General features: G+C 46.6%; 13 protein-coding genes. 9 read left to right on the top strand and 4 right to left on the bottom strand.

The window, feature by feature from the left end:
- The first annotated feature begins 147 nt into the window (after positions 1 to 147).
- Entirely contained in the window at positions 148 to 1,035 is an 888-nt protein-coding gene (locus MD588_RS09840) for a LysR family transcriptional regulator (RefSeq protein ID WP_265696984.1), read from the top strand.
- Here the strand turns inward: MD588_RS09840 and MD588_RS09835 are convergent.
- Both MD588_RS09835 and MD588_RS09830 read right to left on the bottom strand, forming a co-directional pair.
- Entirely contained in the window at positions 1,028 to 3,217 is a 2,190-nt protein-coding gene (locus MD588_RS09835; protein WP_265696983.1) for a bifunctional diguanylate cyclase/phosphodiesterase, read from the bottom strand. The two genes, MD588_RS09840 and MD588_RS09835, sit on opposite strands and share 8 nt — an antisense overlap.
- Before the next feature lie 47 nt (positions 3,218 to 3,264).
- On the bottom strand, positions 3,265 to 4,230 hold the full coding sequence (locus MD588_RS09830) for a phosphate/phosphite/phosphonate ABC transporter substrate-binding protein (protein ID WP_265696982.1): 966 nt from the start codon (positions 4,228 to 4,230) through the stop codon (positions 3,265 to 3,267).
- Between the two features lie 533 nt (positions 4,231 to 4,763).
- Here MD588_RS09830 and MD588_RS09825 point away from each other — a divergent pair.
- Positions 4,764 to 5,534: an AraC family transcriptional regulator gene (locus MD588_RS09825; RefSeq protein ID WP_265696981.1), complete on the top strand. Its 771-nt coding sequence runs from the start codon at positions 4,764 to 4,766 to the stop codon at positions 5,532 to 5,534.
- Between the two features lie 124 nt (positions 5,535 to 5,658).
- Entirely contained in the window at positions 5,659 to 7,248 is a 1,590-nt protein-coding gene (locus MD588_RS09820; protein WP_265696980.1) for an MOSC domain-containing protein, read from the top strand.
- A 119-nt stretch (positions 7,249 to 7,367) separates the two neighbouring features.
- On the opposite strand, the gene narL is transcribed toward MD588_RS09820, so the two are convergent.
- Both narL and MD588_RS09810 read right to left on the bottom strand, forming a co-directional pair.
- Complete coding sequence (gene narL, locus MD588_RS09815; RefSeq protein ID WP_322784241.1) at positions 7,368 to 8,039, bottom strand: two-component system response regulator NarL; 672 nt, start codon at positions 8,037 to 8,039, stop codon at positions 7,368 to 7,370.
- Positions 8,029 to 9,798 (bottom strand): HAMP domain-containing protein, encoded by a 1,770-nt coding sequence (locus tag MD588_RS09810; RefSeq protein ID WP_265696979.1) that lies wholly within the window; start codon positions 9,796 to 9,798, stop codon positions 8,029 to 8,031. Before MD588_RS09810 ends, narL begins: the two co-directional genes overlap by 11 nt.
- A 298-nt stretch (positions 9,799 to 10,096) precedes the next feature.
- Between MD588_RS09810 and MD588_RS09805 the strand changes: the two genes are divergently transcribed.
- From MD588_RS09805 to narI, 6 genes are all read left to right on the top strand, one after another.
- Entirely contained in the window at positions 10,097 to 11,419 is a 1,323-nt protein-coding gene (locus MD588_RS09805) for an MFS transporter (protein WP_265696978.1), read from the top strand.
- A gap of 87 nt (positions 11,420 to 11,506) precedes the next feature.
- Positions 11,507 to 13,111 (top strand): MFS transporter, encoded by a 1,605-nt coding sequence (locus MD588_RS09800; RefSeq protein ID WP_265696977.1) that lies wholly within the window; start codon positions 11,507 to 11,509, stop codon positions 13,109 to 13,111.
- A 105-nt stretch (positions 13,112 to 13,216) separates the two neighbouring features.
- Entirely contained in the window at positions 13,217 to 16,990 is a 3,774-nt protein-coding gene (locus MD588_RS09795) for a nitrate reductase subunit alpha (RefSeq protein WP_265696976.1), read from the top strand.
- Positions 16,991 to 17,002: 12 nt separating this feature from the next.
- On the top strand, positions 17,003 to 18,547 hold the full coding sequence (gene narH, locus MD588_RS09790; protein ID WP_265696974.1) for a nitrate reductase subunit beta: 1,545 nt from the start codon (positions 17,003 to 17,005) through the stop codon (positions 18,545 to 18,547).
- On the top strand, positions 18,544 to 19,311 hold the full coding sequence (gene narJ / locus MD588_RS09785) for a nitrate reductase molybdenum cofactor assembly chaperone (RefSeq protein WP_265696972.1): 768 nt from the start codon (positions 18,544 to 18,546) through the stop codon (positions 19,309 to 19,311). The genes narH and narJ overlap by 4 nt, the downstream gene beginning before the upstream one ends.
- Before the next feature lie 2 nt (positions 19,312 to 19,313).
- Positions 19,314 to 19,997, top strand: a complete 684-nt coding sequence (gene narI / locus MD588_RS09780; RefSeq protein ID WP_265696971.1) for a respiratory nitrate reductase subunit gamma — start codon at positions 19,314 to 19,316, stop codon at positions 19,995 to 19,997.
- Positions 19,998 to 20,033: the final 36 nt, after the last annotated feature.

Raw genomic sequence — 20,033 nt, 5'->3', positions numbered from 1 at the left:
TTATCGCCTTGATAAGAATTCCATATAGGATTATTTTGCAAGCGGCGTAGAATAGAGCAGGCTCAAAATGGCCAGAGACTCAATTGTTACAAAGAAGAAGCTCTCGCTGCTAGCAATTCGTGACACTCGACTCAACACAGGATCCCTATGTTAGATATTCACTGGCTCAACACCTTTGTGACACTGGCCCGATTGGAGCACTTTGGCAAAACGGCCACCGAGCTGCACATGACCCAGCCCAATGTCAGCCTGCATATCAAGCAACTAGAGCAAGCTACTCGGGTAAAGTTAATTGAGCGCAATCCTTTCAGGCTGACCCAGGCAGGTGAACGCTTACTGCAAAGTGCGCAAAACACCTTGATGGAGCTGCAAGTCTGTCAGGCCGATCTCAATGCCATCAATGACTTGTGTCAGGGTACGCTAACAATAGCTGCCAGCGACATCATCTCGAGACTGCTGCTGATCTCCCCGTTTCAGTCTTTCAAGCAGGAGTTTCCAGGCATTGACCTCTCATTGCTCAATACCACCTCTTCACAGGCGGCAGAGCTGGTCAAAAGTGCCAGAGCCGATTTGGGGTTTGTAATGGCACAGAAGGAAAGCCAACCGCTGCATTTTACTGAATTACAGCAAGTAAAATGGTGTGCGCTCGGTAACGGGCTACAGGCATGGCAGCAAGGACAATTGGCAGAGAACCAGAACGAGCCAACGCTAATTTTACTCGGTCACGATACCCGTACACGCGACCTGCTCGACTTGGCCCTGCCGACATTAAACCTGCCTAAGTACCGGGTGATGGAAGTTGGCAGTGTCGATGCCCAAATTGACTGGGCGGAAGCAGGATTCGGGGTAGCAATTGTTCCGGAGTTCTCACTTCACCCCAAGCTCAACCTGCAAACAGCAATTACGCCACTGCCGGGCTTTCCCACCACCAGCCTTGGTTATATCGTCAGACAGAATCAGGTGTTATCTAGAGCGATTAAACAGCTTTTAAACTGGGTAAATGAAGAGATTGTTAGCTCGCAGCAAATTAAATAGCATCAAGCTGCTTTTCAGCCTTCCCTTCCTTGCTAAAGAAGCGAGCTTCAAACTCCCCGGCAGGTAGAGGCTTGGAGTAATAGTACCCCTGCCCGATATCGCAACGCCTCGATTTTAAAAAGTTAACATGAAATGGAGTCTCGACCCCCTCGGCAACCACTGAGATATTCAGATTTTTTGCCATCGTTATTACTGCCGAAGTCAGGGCTCGATCATAATTGTCTTCTTCTATATCAGTCACAAAACTACGATCAATTTTTACCCCGTCAACCTGAAACTTTCTCAAATACGCCAACGAAGAGTAGCCAGTTCCAAAGTCATCGAGCCAAACCTGGAGCCCCAATTGACGTATTGAATCCAACGATTTTTTGGCTTCACTCTCATCTTGCATCAGCAAACTCTCGGTCACCTCAGCGTGGAGTCTACTCGCTGGAACCTGATACTTACATAGCATTTTGCTAAACACTGAGACGGCATTTTGCCGGTAAACCTGCTTGGCTGACAAATTAACAGCAATATGGAAAGTATGAGGAAGAAAAGACTGCCAGCCTCTTATCTGCTTGCAAGCGCTTTCAACCACCCACTCACCAATAGGAATAATTAGCCCTGTTTCTTCCGCTATTGCAATAAATTCATCAGGCGAGATCAGCCCCTTTTCAGGATGGCGCCAACGGATCAGTGCTTCAGCTCCAATCAAGTGGTTATTGTTCATATCAAACTGAGGCTGATACCAAAGCTCAAACTGCTTGAGATCCGATAGTCCCTTACGCAGTTCACGCTCAATTTCCAAACGATATCTGAGCTTTTCATTCATCTCAGCAGTAAAATGGCTAAAAGTATTTTTGCCCTGTCCTTTTGCCTGATACATCGCAATATCAGCATTTTTTATCAACTCTTCTGCTGTCACACCATCATCCGGATAATGGGCTATACCAATACTTCCCGCAATCACCACCTCTTCCTTGTCGATTGCAATCGGCGATCTGATAGCCTTAATCAGGCGCTGAGTGACTTTCGATACAGCATACTTACTGGTTAGATTTGGCAAACAGATCAAAAACTCATCACCGCCGATCCTAGCAACAAGCACATTATCATGGTTTTCCTCAAAAGGATTAAATCCATAATCACTGTGTCTAAGGTTACTGGTGATCCGACAAGCTACTTCACATAACAGATTATCTCCGGCTTCATGGCCATAATTATCGTTCACACACTTAAAGTTATCCAAATCAATCAACAGAATCGCAAAATGGCTTTGGGTATGTTCATAACTGGCTAAAAGCTCCTTTAGTTGTTTGACAAACAGGTTACGATTAGGCAGCAGAGTCAGTGAATCATGATAGGCAAGAAATGAAATTTCCTCGGTTCTGATCTTAAGGCTATGGCCCATCTCGTTGAACGCACTCGCCAGCTCACCAATTTCATCATGCCGATTGATCTTATTTTCCGCATCATACTCACCACGTCCAATACTTTTGGCATGCTTTACCAGCGTCAGGATCGGACTTATCAATGAACGAGAAATCATAACGGACAGTGCAATACCAACCACACTTAATAAAATGGCTGAACCTACCAAAGACATGGTTATCTGACTTAAACTTTCATTGTTTGTGGCAGATATTGTTTTATCCATCAATGCAATATCTTGATTAATGTTCTCAAGAGATAACTCAAGAGAGATCCCGCCCAGTTGCGAATCACCAATGAAGATGGGCCCAGCAATGATCAGACTGTCATTGCTAGTGAAAGAATAGAGTTTCTGCTGTTCAAGCACCGCTTCCAATATGGCTTCATTTTTTACTCTGTGGCCAAAATTCACAATAACCTTATTGCCATCATGAAAAATATTCCCTTTATTATCAAACACATAAGCGGAAAGTATTTCTTCATTAGACAACGCTGGCTTCAGCAGGCGATAGGTTGCATCCAAATCGAGCTGGTAGAGGGGATTTACCAAGGCTTCCGACAAATAATCCAATACACTCAATCCGCGCTTATGCATCTGTTCAAGCAAACTGAGCGTCGTATTGTCGGTACTTTGCGACAACACTTTCTGGGAGTTTTGGTTAAAATAATAAAGCTGAACTGACGAAAGAATGATCACTATAGCCATTATCATCGCAATATTGACAAGGATATAGCGCCCCTGCAATCTCAGTTTGCTTTTCATATCCATAGCCGCTCCTACCCACTTATTCAGATTTTTGTCAGGGTGATAATCGTCTATAACTGATTTTCTACTATATGCCGCAACTCATTTGCGATCTTGACGCCTTCAGATGACTTCTCATCCAACTCATCATATTTTTTAGTTTTTTGGTAAGCAGCCAGTGCTTTTCTTCCCGCCTCATTCTCGTGTGCCGTCATCAGTATCTCTTTGATACGAGCTTTGAGTACAGGGTGAAGATCTGAACGCACCAACTCGATGCCACGAGGAAAAGGATGACTTTCATAATTGATAGAGAGATCTTTGCGATACTCGCTAGGCATATCTTCTTCATTATTCCAGTCTAAATTGCTAAAGGCCCCGGCTTCGACAATGCCTTTATGCACCCAAGTTGAGATATTTATCTCCTTATTGGCAAACACAAAACCAATTTTATCCTGAGGGGGCAACTCTCGAGGAGAGTCCAATTTATAAAGCTCGTAACCATCACGAATCAAAATAGAAGCTGGAATGAAAAAAGCCGAGCTCGATCCCCTGTCCTGAAAAGCAATAACTTTACCTGGCAAATCTTCAAAAGAATCAATACCGCTATCCTTGCGAGAAAAAATGACGGATGAATACTCTGGCACTCCCTTTTTCCAGCGTCGTAACAGTATCTCGGCTCCAACCTTTTCATTGAAGAGCGCTGCCGAAAATGTCGTTTCGGTGATCAAATCGACCTTTCCCTGTTTGATAAAACGAATCATCTGCTGATTATCATTTGCAAACAAGACCTTTGCTTTTTTTATCCCGAGGTCTTTGAGATTAGCCACCAAATAGTCTGCTACAGGTTTTAAATACTTATAATGCTCGCTAGGGTTGGTACTGACCCTAGCGAGCACAAGTGTATCCTGTTTCAACGGTAACGAAAGCGTTGCAAGCCGATCCTCAGCTTTTACCCAGAAAGAAAAACTAAGGTGAGAGAAAAATATTAATAAAAGCCCCGCAATATGCTTACCAGACACGATATTGAACTTACTCATCGCAAAGCTCCATTTGCCGAACACGCTCACCACATACGAAACTTATTGCTATAAAATAAATTTAGCATACATTTCAATTTAATCATTAGGCCGTATTGGAATGGAAAAGAAAGTGAAGGATGAGCTATTAGTGGAGAGGAAAGGATTTACTGCTCGCAGCAAGCAAAATGCCCCTATCACTTGCACATATCAAGCAAAACAACTGCAGTGACTCAAAACAAACTGAATGCAAAGTAAATGATGGCGAACCAAAACAGAAACCCAAATACCGCAGCCACTCTTCTGTCTAACAACAACCCGGTATGTTTTTTATAGTTATTATTAGGACAATCTTCAGTTTGAACGAGTACCCGCCCAAAGGTGAGTATGGGGGCCAGCACTGTAAAATAATGCTTTGTTAGTATAACAAACTCAGAAACAGCCACCGGCACAAAGAAAGCAATAGAAATTTAACTATTGATCACGCAAACTGATTTTAGATACTTACACCTAATATCACTAAAAACAGCCACTAACATTCAATAAGCGCAACCATGGAAATTTTTGACCCCGATAAATCTAAATCTGCAATCGATATACTTCAATTACGCTCATCAAACACAGAATTACAGGCGCCCATTCACTCACATGATAAAGGGCAGTTAGTCATGCCCGTTACAGGCTCAATGATGTGTAAGGTCGATGACGAAATATGGATGGTCCCTAGCGAATCAGCGGTATGGATCCCTGCGGGCGTCCCTCATACCAATACACCCGCGGCTTCGGCCACATTTTGTTTCGTATTCCTCGACTCCACCAAGGTCGAACTTCCGGATAGGTGCTGCACCCTATCAATCAGCCCGTTAGTTCGGGAAATAGTTCTCTACCTATCGACCCTGTCGGCAGAAGAGCTCGCCGAGGATCACCCAACAAAACTTGTTGAGGTTCTGTTTGATTTAATGGCCAAACTGCCAAGAGAGCAACTCAACTTCCCGCTTTCCAATGATCCCAGATTAAGAAAAGTCGCTGACACGCTACTCAGCAACCCAGCAGATCGACGGACCATAAAAGAATGGGCATCCTTTCTCGCCATGAGCGAAAGGACATTTTCAAGACTAGTGGCCAGGGAAACCGGCATGACATTTGGCTTATGGCGTAAGCAACTGCATATCGTTGTTTCTCTTCAGCTGCTTACTTCTGGTTTCTCGGTACAGGAAGCCTCAGAACAGCTTGGTTATGAATCAGTCAGCGCCTTTATCACCATGTTCAAAAAAGCTTTAGGGAAGTCGCCAAAACGCTATATCCAGAAATCATCAGCAGGATAAACACGCTTAACCTAACCTACACATTGGCAGTTTTTAGACATTAATAGTCAATTTTGCTAAATTCACACATCTAAAGAATCAGTATCATACGGTTGTTAATCACCAAATGATAAAAGGCCTCATTATGTACCCAGCCGCGACCATCGATGAAATACGACTCGGCAAAATAAAAAAAATATTCTCAGTTCATACTGGTATCGACAAGCTTCCTGTCGATACCAGCCATGTAACCTCTAACGGCCTTGTCGGTGATGAACAAGCCGAGTCTTTTCACGGTGGTGAGGAGCGGGCAATTCTTCAGTTCGATTCTGAGCACTATCAATCGCTCGGTATTACGTTTCCCCATTCCAGCCACTTGCTGGTCAATGGCGGGTTTGGGGAAAATCTGGTTGTCGCCGGAATGAATGAACAGAATATGTGCGTTGGTGATATTGTTAAGGCAGGAACGGCTGTGCTTCAAATTACCCAACCAAGACAACCCTGCTTTAAACTCAACCACCGTTTTAATGAACCAACAATGTCACGCTATTCACAGGATAATTGCCAAACCGGTTGGTTCTACCGAGTTATCAAAGAAGGCACCATCAATTCGGGGGATACAATCAAAGTCACCGAACGCCCCTACCCCCAGTGGACAATAGCCAGAGTTCAACACTACCTCTACATAGAGCCTGACAATAAAGAGGCAACAGAACAACTTGCGGACATAGATGTGCTTGGCGACGAGGTGAAAAACGTATTCAGGCACCGCTTGGATAATAATGATGTTGAAGACTGGAACGGGCGTTTATCCGGCAGCAATACATTTCTTGAAATGCGAGTTGTTAAAATAATCGAAGAGTCCAACAGTGTGAAAAGGTTTATTTTAAGCAGGACAGATTTAGGGCCTTTGCCTGAATTTACTGCGGGTTCACATATCACTCTCCAATTACCAAATGGTCTATCTAGGGCTTATTCTCTCTGCGCACCTCTGGCTGATGATAGCTATCAAATTGCGGTGAGCTATGCCCAAAGTAGCCGTGGCGGCTCAAAGTACATGCACGAAAAAGTCCAAGTTGGGGATACCTTATCTGTCTCGACGCCGCAAAACTACTTTAATATGGCTAGAGACAGGCATCATATTTTTGTTGCTGCCGGTATCGGTATCACTCCCTTCTTACCGATGATTGAAGAAGCCTTGGACAATAATGAAACCTTTGAGCTTCACTACTGTGTCGATGATATTGATAATTATGCCTTTAGAACCCAACTCTCTAGGTACTCGGGTAGTGTCTTTGTCTACAGCTTGAAAAAACCTTTGAGTATCAGTGCGCTACTAAACAGCCACGTAAGAGGTAACCATGTCTATACCTGTGGCAGCCCGGCCTTTGTTCAACGGGTAAGAGACAACGCAAGCCACTGGAGTGATAACCACGTCCACTTCGAAAGCTTTTCCGTAGAACAAAGCGACGATGAGTCTTTTATCGTCACTATCAAAGAAACAGGACAAGAGGTTGAGGTGGATTCGGGAACCTCTATGCTAGATGCCTTAAGAAATAACGGGGTAACCATTGATTCAGCCTGCGAAACGGGCATGTGCGGAAAATGCCAGGTTGATTACGAAGGCGAGGTCGAGCACCGAGACTCGGTGTTGAGCAAAGGAGAAAGAAAACGCTGCATGACTCCTTGCGTTTCACGCGCCAAAAGTAAAGAGCTTGTCATATCGATAGCTTAATTGTGCGTAAAAGATAAGCCAACTATGTGTAATACCAGACCCATTCATTATCTAACTAATCAGAGCACCACTGGGAGTCTTGTTCAGAATAGTGATTGATGGGTTTGGTATAAAACATCCTAATGAACAAAATCATTTTTCACTGCCCACACAGCAGCTTCTACCCGCGTGCGAAGCTTCATTTTCTTCAAAAGGTGCTTCACATGCACTTTCACGGTTCCTTCTGTGATATCAAGCTGACGCGCAATATGCTTGTTGGTTTGTCCGTTGGCAATCTGCTTCAAGATCTCCTTCTCTCGTTTGGTTAAGTTGTTTATATCGGGTTCACGAGAAGGTTTATTACCCTGGCACAAGGCGGTTGCCAAAATGTGGGTCAGCTTATCACTGAGTACAACCTGGCCATTAATAGCGGCGTTTAAGCGGGCTAGCAGATCTTCTGGCTCCATATCTTTTAGCAGATAACCGTCAGCCCCACTTTTAAGGGCATTGAGTACATCGTCATTATCATCGGAGACGGTAAACACCACTATGGTTGATTCAACATCGTTCTCCCTTAGCAACTCCAAAGTCTGAATGCCATTAAGTCCTTCCATATTCAGATCCAAAAGCACCAGATCCGGACACTCTTCGAGAACCACTTTCAGAGCGTCTGTACCATTTCCTGCTTCACCAACAACCTTAAAGTTACCCTTTAACTCGAGTAACCGGCTTACGCCCTGGCGCATCATTGGGTGATCATCAATAACGACGGTTGTCGTTTTTGTCTCGTTTTTCATATCGTTAACTTGCATTGGGAAACTCCTGACTGGATGCGGGAATAAAGATCAGTTCCACACAGGTACCGCTTGGTGAAACCCGAGAAATAGTGATATCGCCATGAATACTTACCGCCCGCTCTTTCATTATTGAGAGTCCGTAATGTCCGGACTTGTGGGTCAAATCATCAATACCGATACCATCATCTCGAACTTGAACCACAATACTGTTATGCCTTTTATCAAAAATTGAAATGCACACCTGTTTGGCTTCGGAGTGGTGCATGGCATTGGATAATGCTTCTCTGACAATTTGTATGATACTGACTTCTTCATTGGGGCTAAGACGCCAGTTCGACAGTGAGTAGTCAAGATTTATGACAAACTGGGCTTTATTGTTAAATTCCTCTACCGTATTTTTCAACGCAGATTCGAGCCCGGCACCGTCTATGGTTAATCTGAATGTGGTTAACAATTCACGTAATTGGCGGTAAGCCGAATTCAGACCGTTTTTCAAATCTTCAATAACAGCCTCAATATGTTCCGGTGAGTCATTGTTACGCCAGAGCTCCTCAAAAATAGCCACCTGAAATTTCTGGTAAGACAAGGCTTGTGCCAGTGAGTCATGCAACTCTCTGGCAATAAGAGCCCGCTCTTCCATAAGGGCCACCCGGCGTTGCTCTCGCTCAAACTGGCTTAACCTCAATCGTGTTGAAATCGACTCCGCCACGGTTTCAAGTAGCTGTTGCTCCCACGTTTCAATAGGCGACTGGGTACAGGCATATAACGTACCGTATAAGGTTTCATTGTCTCGGATCGGAAAATTAAGCGCGGACTTTGCACTTTTGCTACAGCTTTTTATCCCACAGGTTTTGCAGTTATCCTGAGGTTTATCATCATTTTTTATATGTATCTGCTCTGTATTGGTAACCAGCAGGGATTTTTTTATATTTGGTTGGTTTAGGCAGAGCCTGAAATTTGTGAGTGATGTAGCTGACTCTAGCCGCTCAAGAATATCGGTAAATTGTTTCTCAGGATATTGCTCATAATTGAGTCGCTGGCTGATATCGTAAACCAGGGCGAGGCTGTTGTTAGCCTGAAGCAACTTTTGAGTTTTTTCTGTCACTCGTTGCTCTAGGTTTACATATAGGGCTGACAGCTCTTCGGCCATTTGATTGAAAGAGTCTCCCAGCAGTCCCAACTCATCGTCACCATTGTAGGTCACCCGGGCCGAGAGGTCGCCTTGGCGAATTTTATTTGCGGCCAATACCAGATCATTTAGCGGGGAGACAACAGTGAGTCGCAAACCATATATTGCCAATACCATAACCAAAACAACCAAAAACATACTGATGCCACTGACAACCCGTAACAGGGTAACTTTGGCTTCCGCTTTTTGCTGGATCAGCAATACCATGTGGTCAATATCATTTACGAAATCATCAACTCGCATCAGGTATTGTCGTTTCGACTCGGGGCTAATTGTGAAGCTGGACTCAAGCTGAGGCTTTAATTCATTAGCCCAGAAGAAAGAAATATCGTGATAGGAGGTGTTGAGCGGGTGCTGTTCTCCAGAAAAGCGAACATATTGACTTAAGATTGGATCATTTAAACGGGCCTGAAACGCTTCAGTTTCAGCTTTGAGCTGTAAAATATCCGTATCGGGCTGGGCCACAACAGTTGCAATGCGGTAAGCCTGCATTCGTAGCGAGCCGGCAATATTAATTGCAGCAGCATCACCATCAGTACTTTCTGTGATAATAACGGAGCCTAGCCAACTAAAAAACGTCAGCATACTTACACCGAAGAGGATCAGAGAGGCTCGGAATATAATAGAGCGTTTATTATTCTCGACGGTTTCATCCTTTAACACATCGATACCTCCGAATAGTCGTTCTAATATTAAACAGACCTAACAAAAATATAATAAATAATATTTTATCCTTAACATTCAATATTATAACTATGATTTAAAAATACCACCATGGTGGTATTTTTTACTGTCTCCTATTCATTGTAGATAAAATTCATAACAGAAACTTATTAATTGCTTGGCTACATTGTTGTTACACCCTTTATTTGAAGGTGACAACATGACATCGGTTAAGAAAAAACAACTTTCAGTCTTAGTGATGAATACTTACGCTTTTACTGCCTGTTTTGCCGTCTGGGTAATGTTCTCTATTATCGGCATTCCCATTAAAGAGCTCTTATCTCTGTCTGAAACCCAATTTGGCTTATTGGTTGCAACGCCCATATTAACCGGCTCACTAGCTCGTCTGCCTGTTGGAATGTTGACAGATAAGTTTGGCGGGCGAGTAGTTTATTTCGTTCTGATGTGTACTACGGTTTTACCTCTCTGGTTAATTAGTGAAGCCACCCAATTTTGGCATTTCTTGATCCTGGGATTATTTATCGGATTGGCTGGTGCGTCTTTTTCCGTGGGGATCAGCTATACCGCAAAATGGTTCTCTAGAGAGAAGCAAGGATTTGCGATGGGGATCTTTGGCGCCGGTAACGCGGGCGCCGCGTTAACCAAATTTGTTGCACCTTCCATTGTAGTGGCTTACGGCTGGACAGCAGTGCCTAAAGTATACGCGGTATTTATGTTTGTCACTGTTATTGCGTTCTGGATGTTTACCTACACAGATCCATCACACCAAGTTGATTCTAAAGTCACCTTTAAGGATCAGCTGAAGGTGCTGAAAGATAAAAATATCTGGCGATACTGCCAATACTACTCCATTGTCTTTGGCGGCTTTGTTGCCTTGTCTTTATGGATGACCAAGTTTTATATCAATGAGTATGGCTTTGATATTCAAACCGCCGCCCTGCTGGCAACAATTTTTGTCCTGCCATCGGGGGTGATCCGGGCTTTAGGCGGTTGGTTTTCAGATAAATATGGTGCCTATAAAGTGACCTGGTGGGTTATGTGGACCTCCTGGGTATGCTTGTTCCTTCTTTCCTACCCGCAAACAGACTTAACCATTTATACCGCAGATGGTGGCACAACCTCTTTCCATATTGGATTGAATGTCTGGTTATTCACTGCCCTGCTATTCATTGTGGGTATCGCCTGGGGGTTTGGTAAGGCTTCTGTTTTTAAGTTCTTATCTGATGAATATCCGGAAAACCTGGGTGTCGTCTCCGGTATTGTCGGTTTGGCTGGTGGTTTAGGCGGCTTCCTGCTCCCCGTCATGTTTGGCTTTTTCATTGATATATTCAAAGTAAATACTGCCATTTTTATGATCCTATATGGCGCAACATGTGTTTCCTTAATTTGGATGCACTGGTCATTTGCACGAGTAAGAAATGCTCAGCAGGCGAAGTTGCAATTAATAAAGCAAACAGAAACACCATCAGCGGAAAAGCCGTTAAAAGAAAAAACATCTGCCGAACTGGAAAAAGAATATTAATTCATTATTAGGGTCTGCTTATCTTTCAAGGCCAGCCAGAACGGCAATGAAAAATAAATAGCTCCTAAAAAACGGGAGAAAATTAACATGACAGCGATTAAAAAGTGGGACGTGGAAAATCCTGAGTTTTGGGAGAGTACAGGCAAGCAGGTTGCCAATCGCAACCTCTGGATTTCGATTCCAAGCTTATTGTGTGGCTTTGCCGTGTGGTTATATTGGGGCATTATCACTATTCAGATGCTTAATGTCGGCTTTCCGTTTGCCAAGTCTGAGCTCTTCACCCTAATGGCTGTGGCGGGGCTGACTGGCGCGACACTACGTATTCCGAGCAGCTTTTTCATACGGCTTGCCGGAGGACGTAACACCATCGTTTTCACCACCGCCTTACTGATGATCCCGGCAATCGGGACGGGTATTGCCCTGCAAGATAAAAATACACCGTTGTGGGTTTTCCAGGGACTCGCGCTGCTGTCTGGATTTGGTGGCGGTAACTTCGCCTCTTCAATGTCAAATATCAGCTTTTTCTTTCCCAAAAAGCAGCAAGGCTTAGCTCTGGGGCTGAATGCAGGTCTCGGCAACTTTGGCGTCACCACCATGCAAATATTAGTGCCCTTGGTGATGACCTTTGGCCTGTTTGGTGGCGAACCTATGGAGCTGGTGACCACCTCGGGAACCTTAATTGGCAAAATTCCGGCGGGCTCAGATGCCTGGATCCATAACGCCGGTTATGTCTGGTTGTTATTTCTGATCCCGTTAGCCATTGTCGGTTGGTGGGGAATGAGCAATATCAAGGATGAACATGTTACCCCTGAACTGCCTAATCCTATCGGTTCATTCTCCATTATTAGCGGGATGTTACTCATCGGCTTTGCGACCTCGATTTTTGGCTTATGGCTGATGTTGCCTGAAAAGGTGGGAGGCTCAGGCTTGGCGGTCAGTAAGTGGATCGTATTACCTATCGTAGTTGTCTTGACGGTGATGTGCCTGAAGCTGCTTCCTGGCCAGGTGAGAACAAATTTAAACCGCCAGTACAAAATATTTGGTAATACCCACACTTGGGTGATGAGCATTATCTATACCATGACCTTTGGCTCATTTATCGGGTTTGCCGCCGCATTCGGCCTCTCAATCAAAGTGATCTTTGGCTTCCAGCATGTAATGGTCGATGGGGTAATGAATCATGATTTGGCCAACCCAAATGGACCGAGTGCCTTGATGTATGCCTGGATGGGGCCATTTATTGGTGCTTTGATCCGCCCTATTGGTGGTTGGGTTGCCGATAAAATTGGCGGCGCAAAAGTGACCCAGTTTTGTGCTGTTACCATGGTAGCAAGTGCGCTTGGGGTTGCTTACTTTATGAAGGCGGCCTATAGCTCGGCAACGCCCGAAGAATTTTTTGTTCCTTTCCTTATTTTGTTTCTCATTTTGTTTGCTGCGACCGGGATCGGTAACGGCTCCACTTTCCGCACTATCTCAATGGTATTTAATAAAGAGCAAGCCGGTCCGGTATTGGGCTGGACATCAGCTGTCGCAGCTTATGGTGCCTTCATTATTCCTAAAGTGCTTGGCGAACAAATTAAATTAACCACACCAGAAAATGCCCTCTACGGCTTTGCAATTTTCTATGCCGTCTGTATCGCAATCAACTGGTGGTTCTATTTACGCCCGGGGGCTGAACATAAAAACCCGTAAGAAATAATTAAAGGACACAGCCAAACACCAAACACCAGGGTCATTGATGTCGCGATAATTAACCAATGACGCTTTTATTTGTACAAGCATAAGGACTGCTTAACGATGAGTCATATACTAGATCGACTTCAGTTTTTTAAGAAAAAGCAGAGCGAATTTTCCGACGGGCATGGCGAAGTAAGCAATGAGAACCGTGCCTGGGAAGACAGCTATCGTTCCCGCTGGCAGTACGATAAAGTGGTGCGTTCAACCCATGGCGCGAACTGTACGGGCTCTTGCAGCTGGAAAATTTATGTCAAAAACGGTCTGATCACCTGGGAGACCCAGCAAACCGATTACCCCCGCACCCGTCCTGAGTTGCCGAACCATGAACCGCGTGGCTGTGCCCGAGGTGCCAGTTATTCCTGGTATACCTACAGCGCCAACCGCATCAAATACCCCAAGGTTCGCCGTCCATTACTCAAATTATGGCGTGAAGCTCGCCGCAGTTTGTCACCGGTGGATGCCTGGGCGTCCATTGTCGAAAACCCCAAGCAAGCAAAGTCATATAAATCCAAGCGTGGTATGGGGGGATTTATCCGTTCAAGCTGGGATGAAGTCAATGAAATCATTGCGGCCGCCAATGTCTATACCACCAAGAAACATGGGCCGGATCGGATCATCGGATTTTCCCCTATTCCCGCCATGTCGATGGTCTCTTATGCTGCCGGCTCGCGCTATTTGTCGCTGATCGGCGGTGTGTGCATGAGCTTTTATGACTGGTACTGCGACTTGCCGCCATCGTCACCAATGACCTGGGGGGAGCAGACTGACGTACCGGAATCGGCTGACTGGTATAACGCTAACTATATTATTGCCTGGGGCTCCAATGTCCCACAAACCCGAACGCCCGATGCGCACTTCTTCTCGGAAGTACGGTACAAAGGTACCAAAACGGTCTCCATCACACCCGATTATGCAGAAGTGTCAAAACTGACGGATCAGTGGCTAAACCCCAAACAAGGGACAGATGCGGCATTGGCGATGGCATTCGGTCACGTTATTTTGCGAGAGTTTCATCTTGACAATCCCAGCAAGTACTTCACCGAGTACGCCCGCCAGTATACCGATATGCCGATGTTGGTAATGCTGGAGGATCATAAAGACGAAGTATTGAAATCAACTCGCTTCGTTCGCGCCTCCGACCTTGCCGACAATCTGGGCCAGGATAATAACCCTGAGTGGAAAACCGTTGCCTTTGACGAAATCAGCGGTCAAATCGTGTCGCCAAACGGCGCCGTTGGTTTCCGCTGGGGGGAAGAAGGAAAGTGGAACCTTGAAGAGCGTGAAGCTGGTGAGGATGAACGGGAAACCCGGCTACAACTGAGTCTGATTGATCCCGATACACCAGATGCCGAAGACAAGGTTGCCCCGGTAGGCTTCCCCTACTTTGGTGGTCAGGCACATACCTATTTTAATCACAATGAACAGGATGAAGTTCAGGTCCGCCATGTCCCAGTGCGTACTTTGAAATTGGCTGATGGTCGTCAGGTTAAAGTGGCGACAGTTTACGATCTGATGATGGCCAACTATGGTCTGGATCGTGGACTTGGCGGAGGCAATGTCGCCGCTAACTTTGATGATGATGTGGCTTATACGCCAGCCTGGCAGGAGGAAATCACCGGGGTCAGCCGTGACAAAGTGATCCAGGTAGCCCGCGAATTTGCCGACACCGCAGATAAAACCCAAGGACGCTCAATGATTATCGTCGGCGCTGCAATGAATCACTGGTATCACATGGACATGAACTACCGTGGTTTGATCAACATGCTGATGATGTGCGGCTGTGTCGGACAAAGCGGCGGTGGCTGGGCCCACTATGTGGGGCAGGAGAAATTGCGACCACAGACCGGCTGGCAACCATTGGCTTTTGCCCTGGACTGGTCACGCCCGCCACGTCACATGAACTCAACCTCGTTTTTCTACAACCACACCAGCCAGTGGCGGCATGAAAAGCTCAATGCCAAAGAAGTGCTCTCACCGCTGGCTGACAAAAATGCCTTTCCGGAGCATATGATCGACTGGAACGTGCGTTCTGAACGTATGGGCTGGCTGCCATCAGCACCGCAGCTCAATATGAACCCGCTGGAGGTAACCAAAGCGGCCGAAGCCGCAGGCAAAGATCCGAAAGACTATCTGGTTGATCAACTGAAACGAGGTGAGATCAAGTTTGCCTGTGAAGAGCCAGACAGCCCGGAAAACTTCCCGCGCAATATGTTTATCTGGCGTTCGAATATTTTGGGCTCATCAGGCAAAGGGCATGAATATTTTCTGAAATATCTGTTGGGAACCAGAAACGGGGTAATGAATGACGAAAATGGCCCCGATGATGTTCGTCCCAAAGAGGTTAAATGGGAAGAAAAGGCGCCGGAAGGCAAGCTGGACCTGGTGGTGACGCTGGACTTCAGGATGTCATCGACCTGCCTGTATTCCGATATCGTGCTGCCGACAGCCACCTGGTATGAAAAAGATGATCTGAATACATCAGATATGCACCCATTCATTCACCCACTCACTGCCGCAGTGGATCCGGCCTGGGAAGCACGCAGTGACTGGGATATCTATAAAGGGATAGCCAAAACCTTTGCTGAAGTGGCAAAGGGAGTACTGGGAGTCGAAAAAGACATCGTGACGGTTCCCCTGCTGCACGATACTGCCGGTGAATTGGGACAGGCGACGGAGGTTAAAGACTGGAAAAAAGGCGAATGCCCGCTCACTCCGGGAAAAACCGCACCGAATATGGTGGTGGTGGAGCGCGACTATCCAAACATTTATAAGAAGTTCACCTCGGTGGGACCGCTGCTCGAGAAACTGGGGAACGGCGGCAAAGGTATTGGCTGGAACACAGAAGACGATGTTGAGCTGCTGGGGAAACTTAATTACTGCGTGACTGACAAAGGGATCAGTGAAGGACGACCGCAGCTTGAATCTGCCATTGATGCCGCCGAAATGATCCTGACCCTGGCGCCAGAAACCAACGGTAATGTAGCGGTGAAAGCCTGGCGGTCACTCAGTAAGCTCACCGGGCGTGATCACACCCACCTGGCCCAGCCCAAGCGGGAAGAAAAAATCCGCTTCCGTGATGTGGTTGCCCAGCCGCGCAAGATCATTTCATCGCCCACCTGGTCTGGCTTGGAAGATGAACATGTCAGCTATAACGCCTGTTATACCAATATCCATGAGCTGATCCCGTTTAGAACCCTCACCGGCCGACAGCAGTACTATCAGGATCATGCCTGGATGCAAGCCTTCGGCGAGCAGTTTGTCAGCTATCGCCCGCCGATCGATACCAAAACCATCACCCCGATCATCAACAAGAAACCGAACGGTAACCCGGAGATCGCCCTGAATTGGATCACCCCGCATCAAAAATGGGGTATCCATAGCGTATACACCGACAACCTGTTGATGCAGACCCTCTCACGTGGCGGGCCGATCATCTGGATGTCTGAAGTTGATGCCCGGAAAGTGGGAATTGAAGACAACGACTGGGTCGAAGTGTTTAACGTCAATGGCGCCATCGCCTGCCGAGTTGTTGTCAGTCAGCGGGTTAACGAAGGCATGACCATGATGTATCACGCTCAGGAGCGGATATTGAATATTCCGGGATCAGAAATGACGGGAACGCGTGGCGGGCACCATAATTCGGTCACCCGGGTCGTAACCAAGCCGACCCATATGATTGGGGGCTATGCCCAGCAGGCCTACGGATTTAACTACTACGGCACAGTAGGCTGTAACCGCGATGAATTTGTCGTGGTGCGCAAGATGGACAAGGTGGACTGGCTGGATGGGGAAAATGGCCATGACCTGCCGAAAACCTTACCCGAAGACATTTAAGGAGCCGACACAATGAAGATTCGTTCGCAAGTAGGCATGGTGCTGAACCTCGATAAATGTATCGGCTGTCATACCTGTTCAGTAACCTGCAAAAACGTCTGGACCTCTCGTGAAGGGGTTGAATACGCCTGGTTTAACAATGTTGAAAGCAAACCCGGAATTGGTTTTCCCAAAGAGTGGGAGAACCAGGATAAGTGGAAAGGCGGCTGGCAGCTCAATGGGGCTGATTCGATTAAGTTGCGTATTGGCGGGAAATTCCGTCTGTTGGCCAATATTTTTGCCAACCCAGACCTACCGCAGATTGATGATTATTACGAACCGTTTGATTTTGATTATCAGCACCTGCATAGCGCAGAAGAAGGAAAACACCAGCCGGTTGCTCGTCCGCGCTCGGTGATCACCGGCAAGCGGATGGAAAAAATTGAGTGGGGGCCAAACTGGGAAGAAATCCTCGGTACCGAATTTGCCAAAAGGAGCAAAGATAAGAACTTCGACAACATTCAGAAAGAGATGTACGGCGAGTTCGAAAATACCTTCATGATGTACCTGCCGCGCCTGTGTGAGCATTGCCTGAACCCGGCGTGCGTGGCCTCGTGTCCATCAGGCTCGATCTATAAGCGCGAGGAAGACGGCATTGTCCTGATCGATCAGGACAAGTGTCGTGGTTGGCGAATGTGTATCAGTGCCTGCCCTTACAAGAAGATTTACTTCAACTGGAAGTCAGGCAAGTCAGAAAAATGCATTTTCTGCTACCCGCGTATTGAAGCGGGTATGCCAACGGTGTGCTCAGAAACTTGCGTCGGACGTATTCGCTACCTGGGGGTACTGCTTTACGATGCCGACCGCATCAAGGAAGTGGCCAGTACCAGAAGGGAGACCGAGCTTTATGAAAAACAACTAGAGGTATTCCTTGATCCATCCGATCCAGAAGTGATCGCTCAGGCACGCAAAGACGGTATTCCAGAATCGGTTATCACCGCAGCACAACAATCGCCGGTCTACAAAATGGCAATGGACTGGAAGGTGGCACTGCCCCTCCACCCGGAATATCGCACCTTGCCTATGGTCTGGTATATCCCACCGCTCAGTCCGATCCAGTCGGCGGCCGAAGCAGGCCATGTTGGCATGGACGGTGTTATCCCCGATGTCGACTCATTACGCATCCCCATCAAGTATCTGGCGAACTTATTAACCGCCGGGGACGAAAAACCTGTCACATTGGCGTTGAAACGTATGCTGGCGATGCGTGCCTATAAACGTGCCGAGCATGTGGAACAAGTGGAGGATTTGGAGGTACTGAAATCGGTCGGCCTGAGTAAAAAGCAGGTTGAAGAGATGTACCGTTATATGGCCATCGCAAACTATGAAGATCGCTATGTGATACCAACGGCCCACCGCGAGGATGCTATGCATCAGGCTTTTGCCGAGCGAGGCGGTTGCGGGTTCAGCTTTGGCAATGGATGTGCGACAGGGACCAGCGATATCAATATGTTTGGTGGTAAAAAAATCAACCGCAGGGATGTCATTCATACGGTGCAGGAGTGGGATGAAAAATGATGAATATTCTTAAGGTGATCTCATTGCTGATGGACTATCCCAAGCCTGAGTTACAGCAATATGCTGATGCTTTGGATACTGAAATACGCCAAGCCAGGCAAATTCCCCCCGAAGCAAGGGCGCAGCTGATGACGCTGGTCGATTCTGTCTGTCGCCGTGATTTGATGCAGGTGCAAGAGGAGTACGGTGTGTTGTTTGACCGTGGTTGCTCCCTCTCATTGCTGCTGTTTGAGCATGTACATGGTGACAGTCGCGAGCGGGGACAGGCCATGGTTGATTTAATGGCTAACTATGAGAAAAGTGGCTTTGATATCGCAGTTCGTGAACTGCCTGATTATATTCCGCTGTATTTAGAGTACTTGGCACATCAACCAGATATTGATGCCCGACAAGGTTTGGCTGATGTCGGGCATATATTAGGGTTACTCAGTGCGCGCCTACATGAGCGTGACAGCCTGTATGCGTCGCTGTTTGATGCACTCATGATTATCGGTGGTGTGAAAGTCGATGAAGCCAAATTAAAAGCAGAAGTCGCAGCAGAGAAACGCGATGATACCTTCGAAGCGATGGACGAAGTATGGGAGGCTGAGCAAGTAACCTTCATGGCTAATCAGTCGCCTGAAACTACCTGCCGACCTCAAACGGCACAAGTCCAGCCGCTGAGAGAAAATGAGCAAGCGATACCGGTTACCTGGATCCCTGAAAATCCGTTCAGCAATCCATTAGACGACAATGAAGACACTATAGACAGAGTGGAGGGGTAATTATGTCTTACTTTAATACCTTGTTATTCGGGATTTATCCCTACATTGCCATTGCCGTCTTGATTGTGGGCAGCTGGATACGGTTTGATCGGGAGCAGTACACCTGGAAAGCGGGATCAAGTCAGTTGCTACGCAATGATCTCCGTATCGCCAGTAACTGCTTCCACATCGGAATTATTTTCATTTTGCTGGGTCATTTTGTCGGCCTGCTTACGCCAGAAGCGGTTTACCACAACTTCATTTCTTCATCTGCCAAGCAACTGCTTGCTATGGTCAGTGGCGGCTTCTTTGGCCTGCTCTGTCTGTATGGCCTGGTTAACCTGATCAGGCGTCGTATGACGGATCCGCGTATCCGGGCAACCAGCAACCGTTCAGATATTGCCATTTTGTGGCTGTTGCTTGTCCAGTTGATCTTAGGATTGCTGACGATCTTTTCCTCTATGTCACATATGGATGGTTCGGTCATGATCCTGCTTGCGACCTGGGCGCAAAGCATTGTGACATTCCAATTATCGGAAGCGGTTGCGGCGATAGCTCCGGTCGGGATCATTTACAAGCTACATGTTTTCTTTGGCATGACGCTGTTACTGGTGTTTCCGTTTACGCGCCTGGTTCATGTACTCAGTGTACCTGTGTGGTATTTCGGAAGGAGATTGCAGATTGTTCGCCAGAAGCGACATATCTGAATATTTCGCCGGATCACCCAACAACCAGGGAGGAAA

It is taken from the genome of Photobacterium obscurum, assembly GCF_026191635.1.
Classification (GTDB): domain Bacteria; phylum Pseudomonadota; class Gammaproteobacteria; order Enterobacterales; family Vibrionaceae; genus Photobacterium; species Photobacterium obscurum.
The sequence above is the reverse complement of the archived record's forward strand: the minus strand, read 5'-3'. Positions and strand labels throughout refer to the sequence as shown.

Coding starts and splice junctions, on each gene's coding strand:
- MD588_RS09840 (WP_265696984.1), top strand. CDS start 148: ATGTTAGATATTCACTGGCTCAACACCTTTGTGACACTGGCCCGATTG.
- MD588_RS09835 (WP_265696983.1), bottom strand. CDS start 3,217: ATGGATATGAAAAGCAAACTGAGATTGCAGGGGCGCTATATCCTTGTC.
- MD588_RS09830 (WP_265696982.1), bottom strand. CDS start 4,230: ATGAGTAAGTTCAATATCGTGTCTGGTAAGCATATTGCGGGGCTTTTA.
- MD588_RS09825 (WP_265696981.1), top strand. CDS start 4,764: ATGGAAATTTTTGACCCCGATAAATCTAAATCTGCAATCGATATACTT.
- MD588_RS09820 (WP_265696980.1), top strand. CDS start 5,659: ATGTACCCAGCCGCGACCATCGATGAAATACGACTCGGCAAAATAAAA.
- narL (WP_322784241.1), bottom strand. CDS start 8,039: ATGCAAGTTAACGATATGAAAAACGAGACAAAAACGACAACCGTCGTT.
- MD588_RS09810 (WP_265696979.1), bottom strand. CDS start 9,798: ATGCTGACGTTTTTTAGTTGGCTAGGCTCCGTTATTATCACAGAAAGT.
- MD588_RS09805 (WP_265696978.1), top strand. CDS start 10,097: ATGACATCGGTTAAGAAAAAACAACTTTCAGTCTTAGTGATGAATACT.
- MD588_RS09800 (WP_265696977.1), top strand. CDS start 11,507: ATGACAGCGATTAAAAAGTGGGACGTGGAAAATCCTGAGTTTTGGGAG.
- MD588_RS09795 (WP_265696976.1), top strand. CDS start 13,217: ATGAGTCATATACTAGATCGACTTCAGTTTTTTAAGAAAAAGCAGAGC.
- narH (WP_265696974.1), top strand. CDS start 17,003: ATGAAGATTCGTTCGCAAGTAGGCATGGTGCTGAACCTCGATAAATGT.
- narJ (WP_265696972.1), top strand. CDS start 18,544: ATGATGAATATTCTTAAGGTGATCTCATTGCTGATGGACTATCCCAAG.
- narI (WP_265696971.1), top strand. CDS start 19,314: ATGTCTTACTTTAATACCTTGTTATTCGGGATTTATCCCTACATTGCC.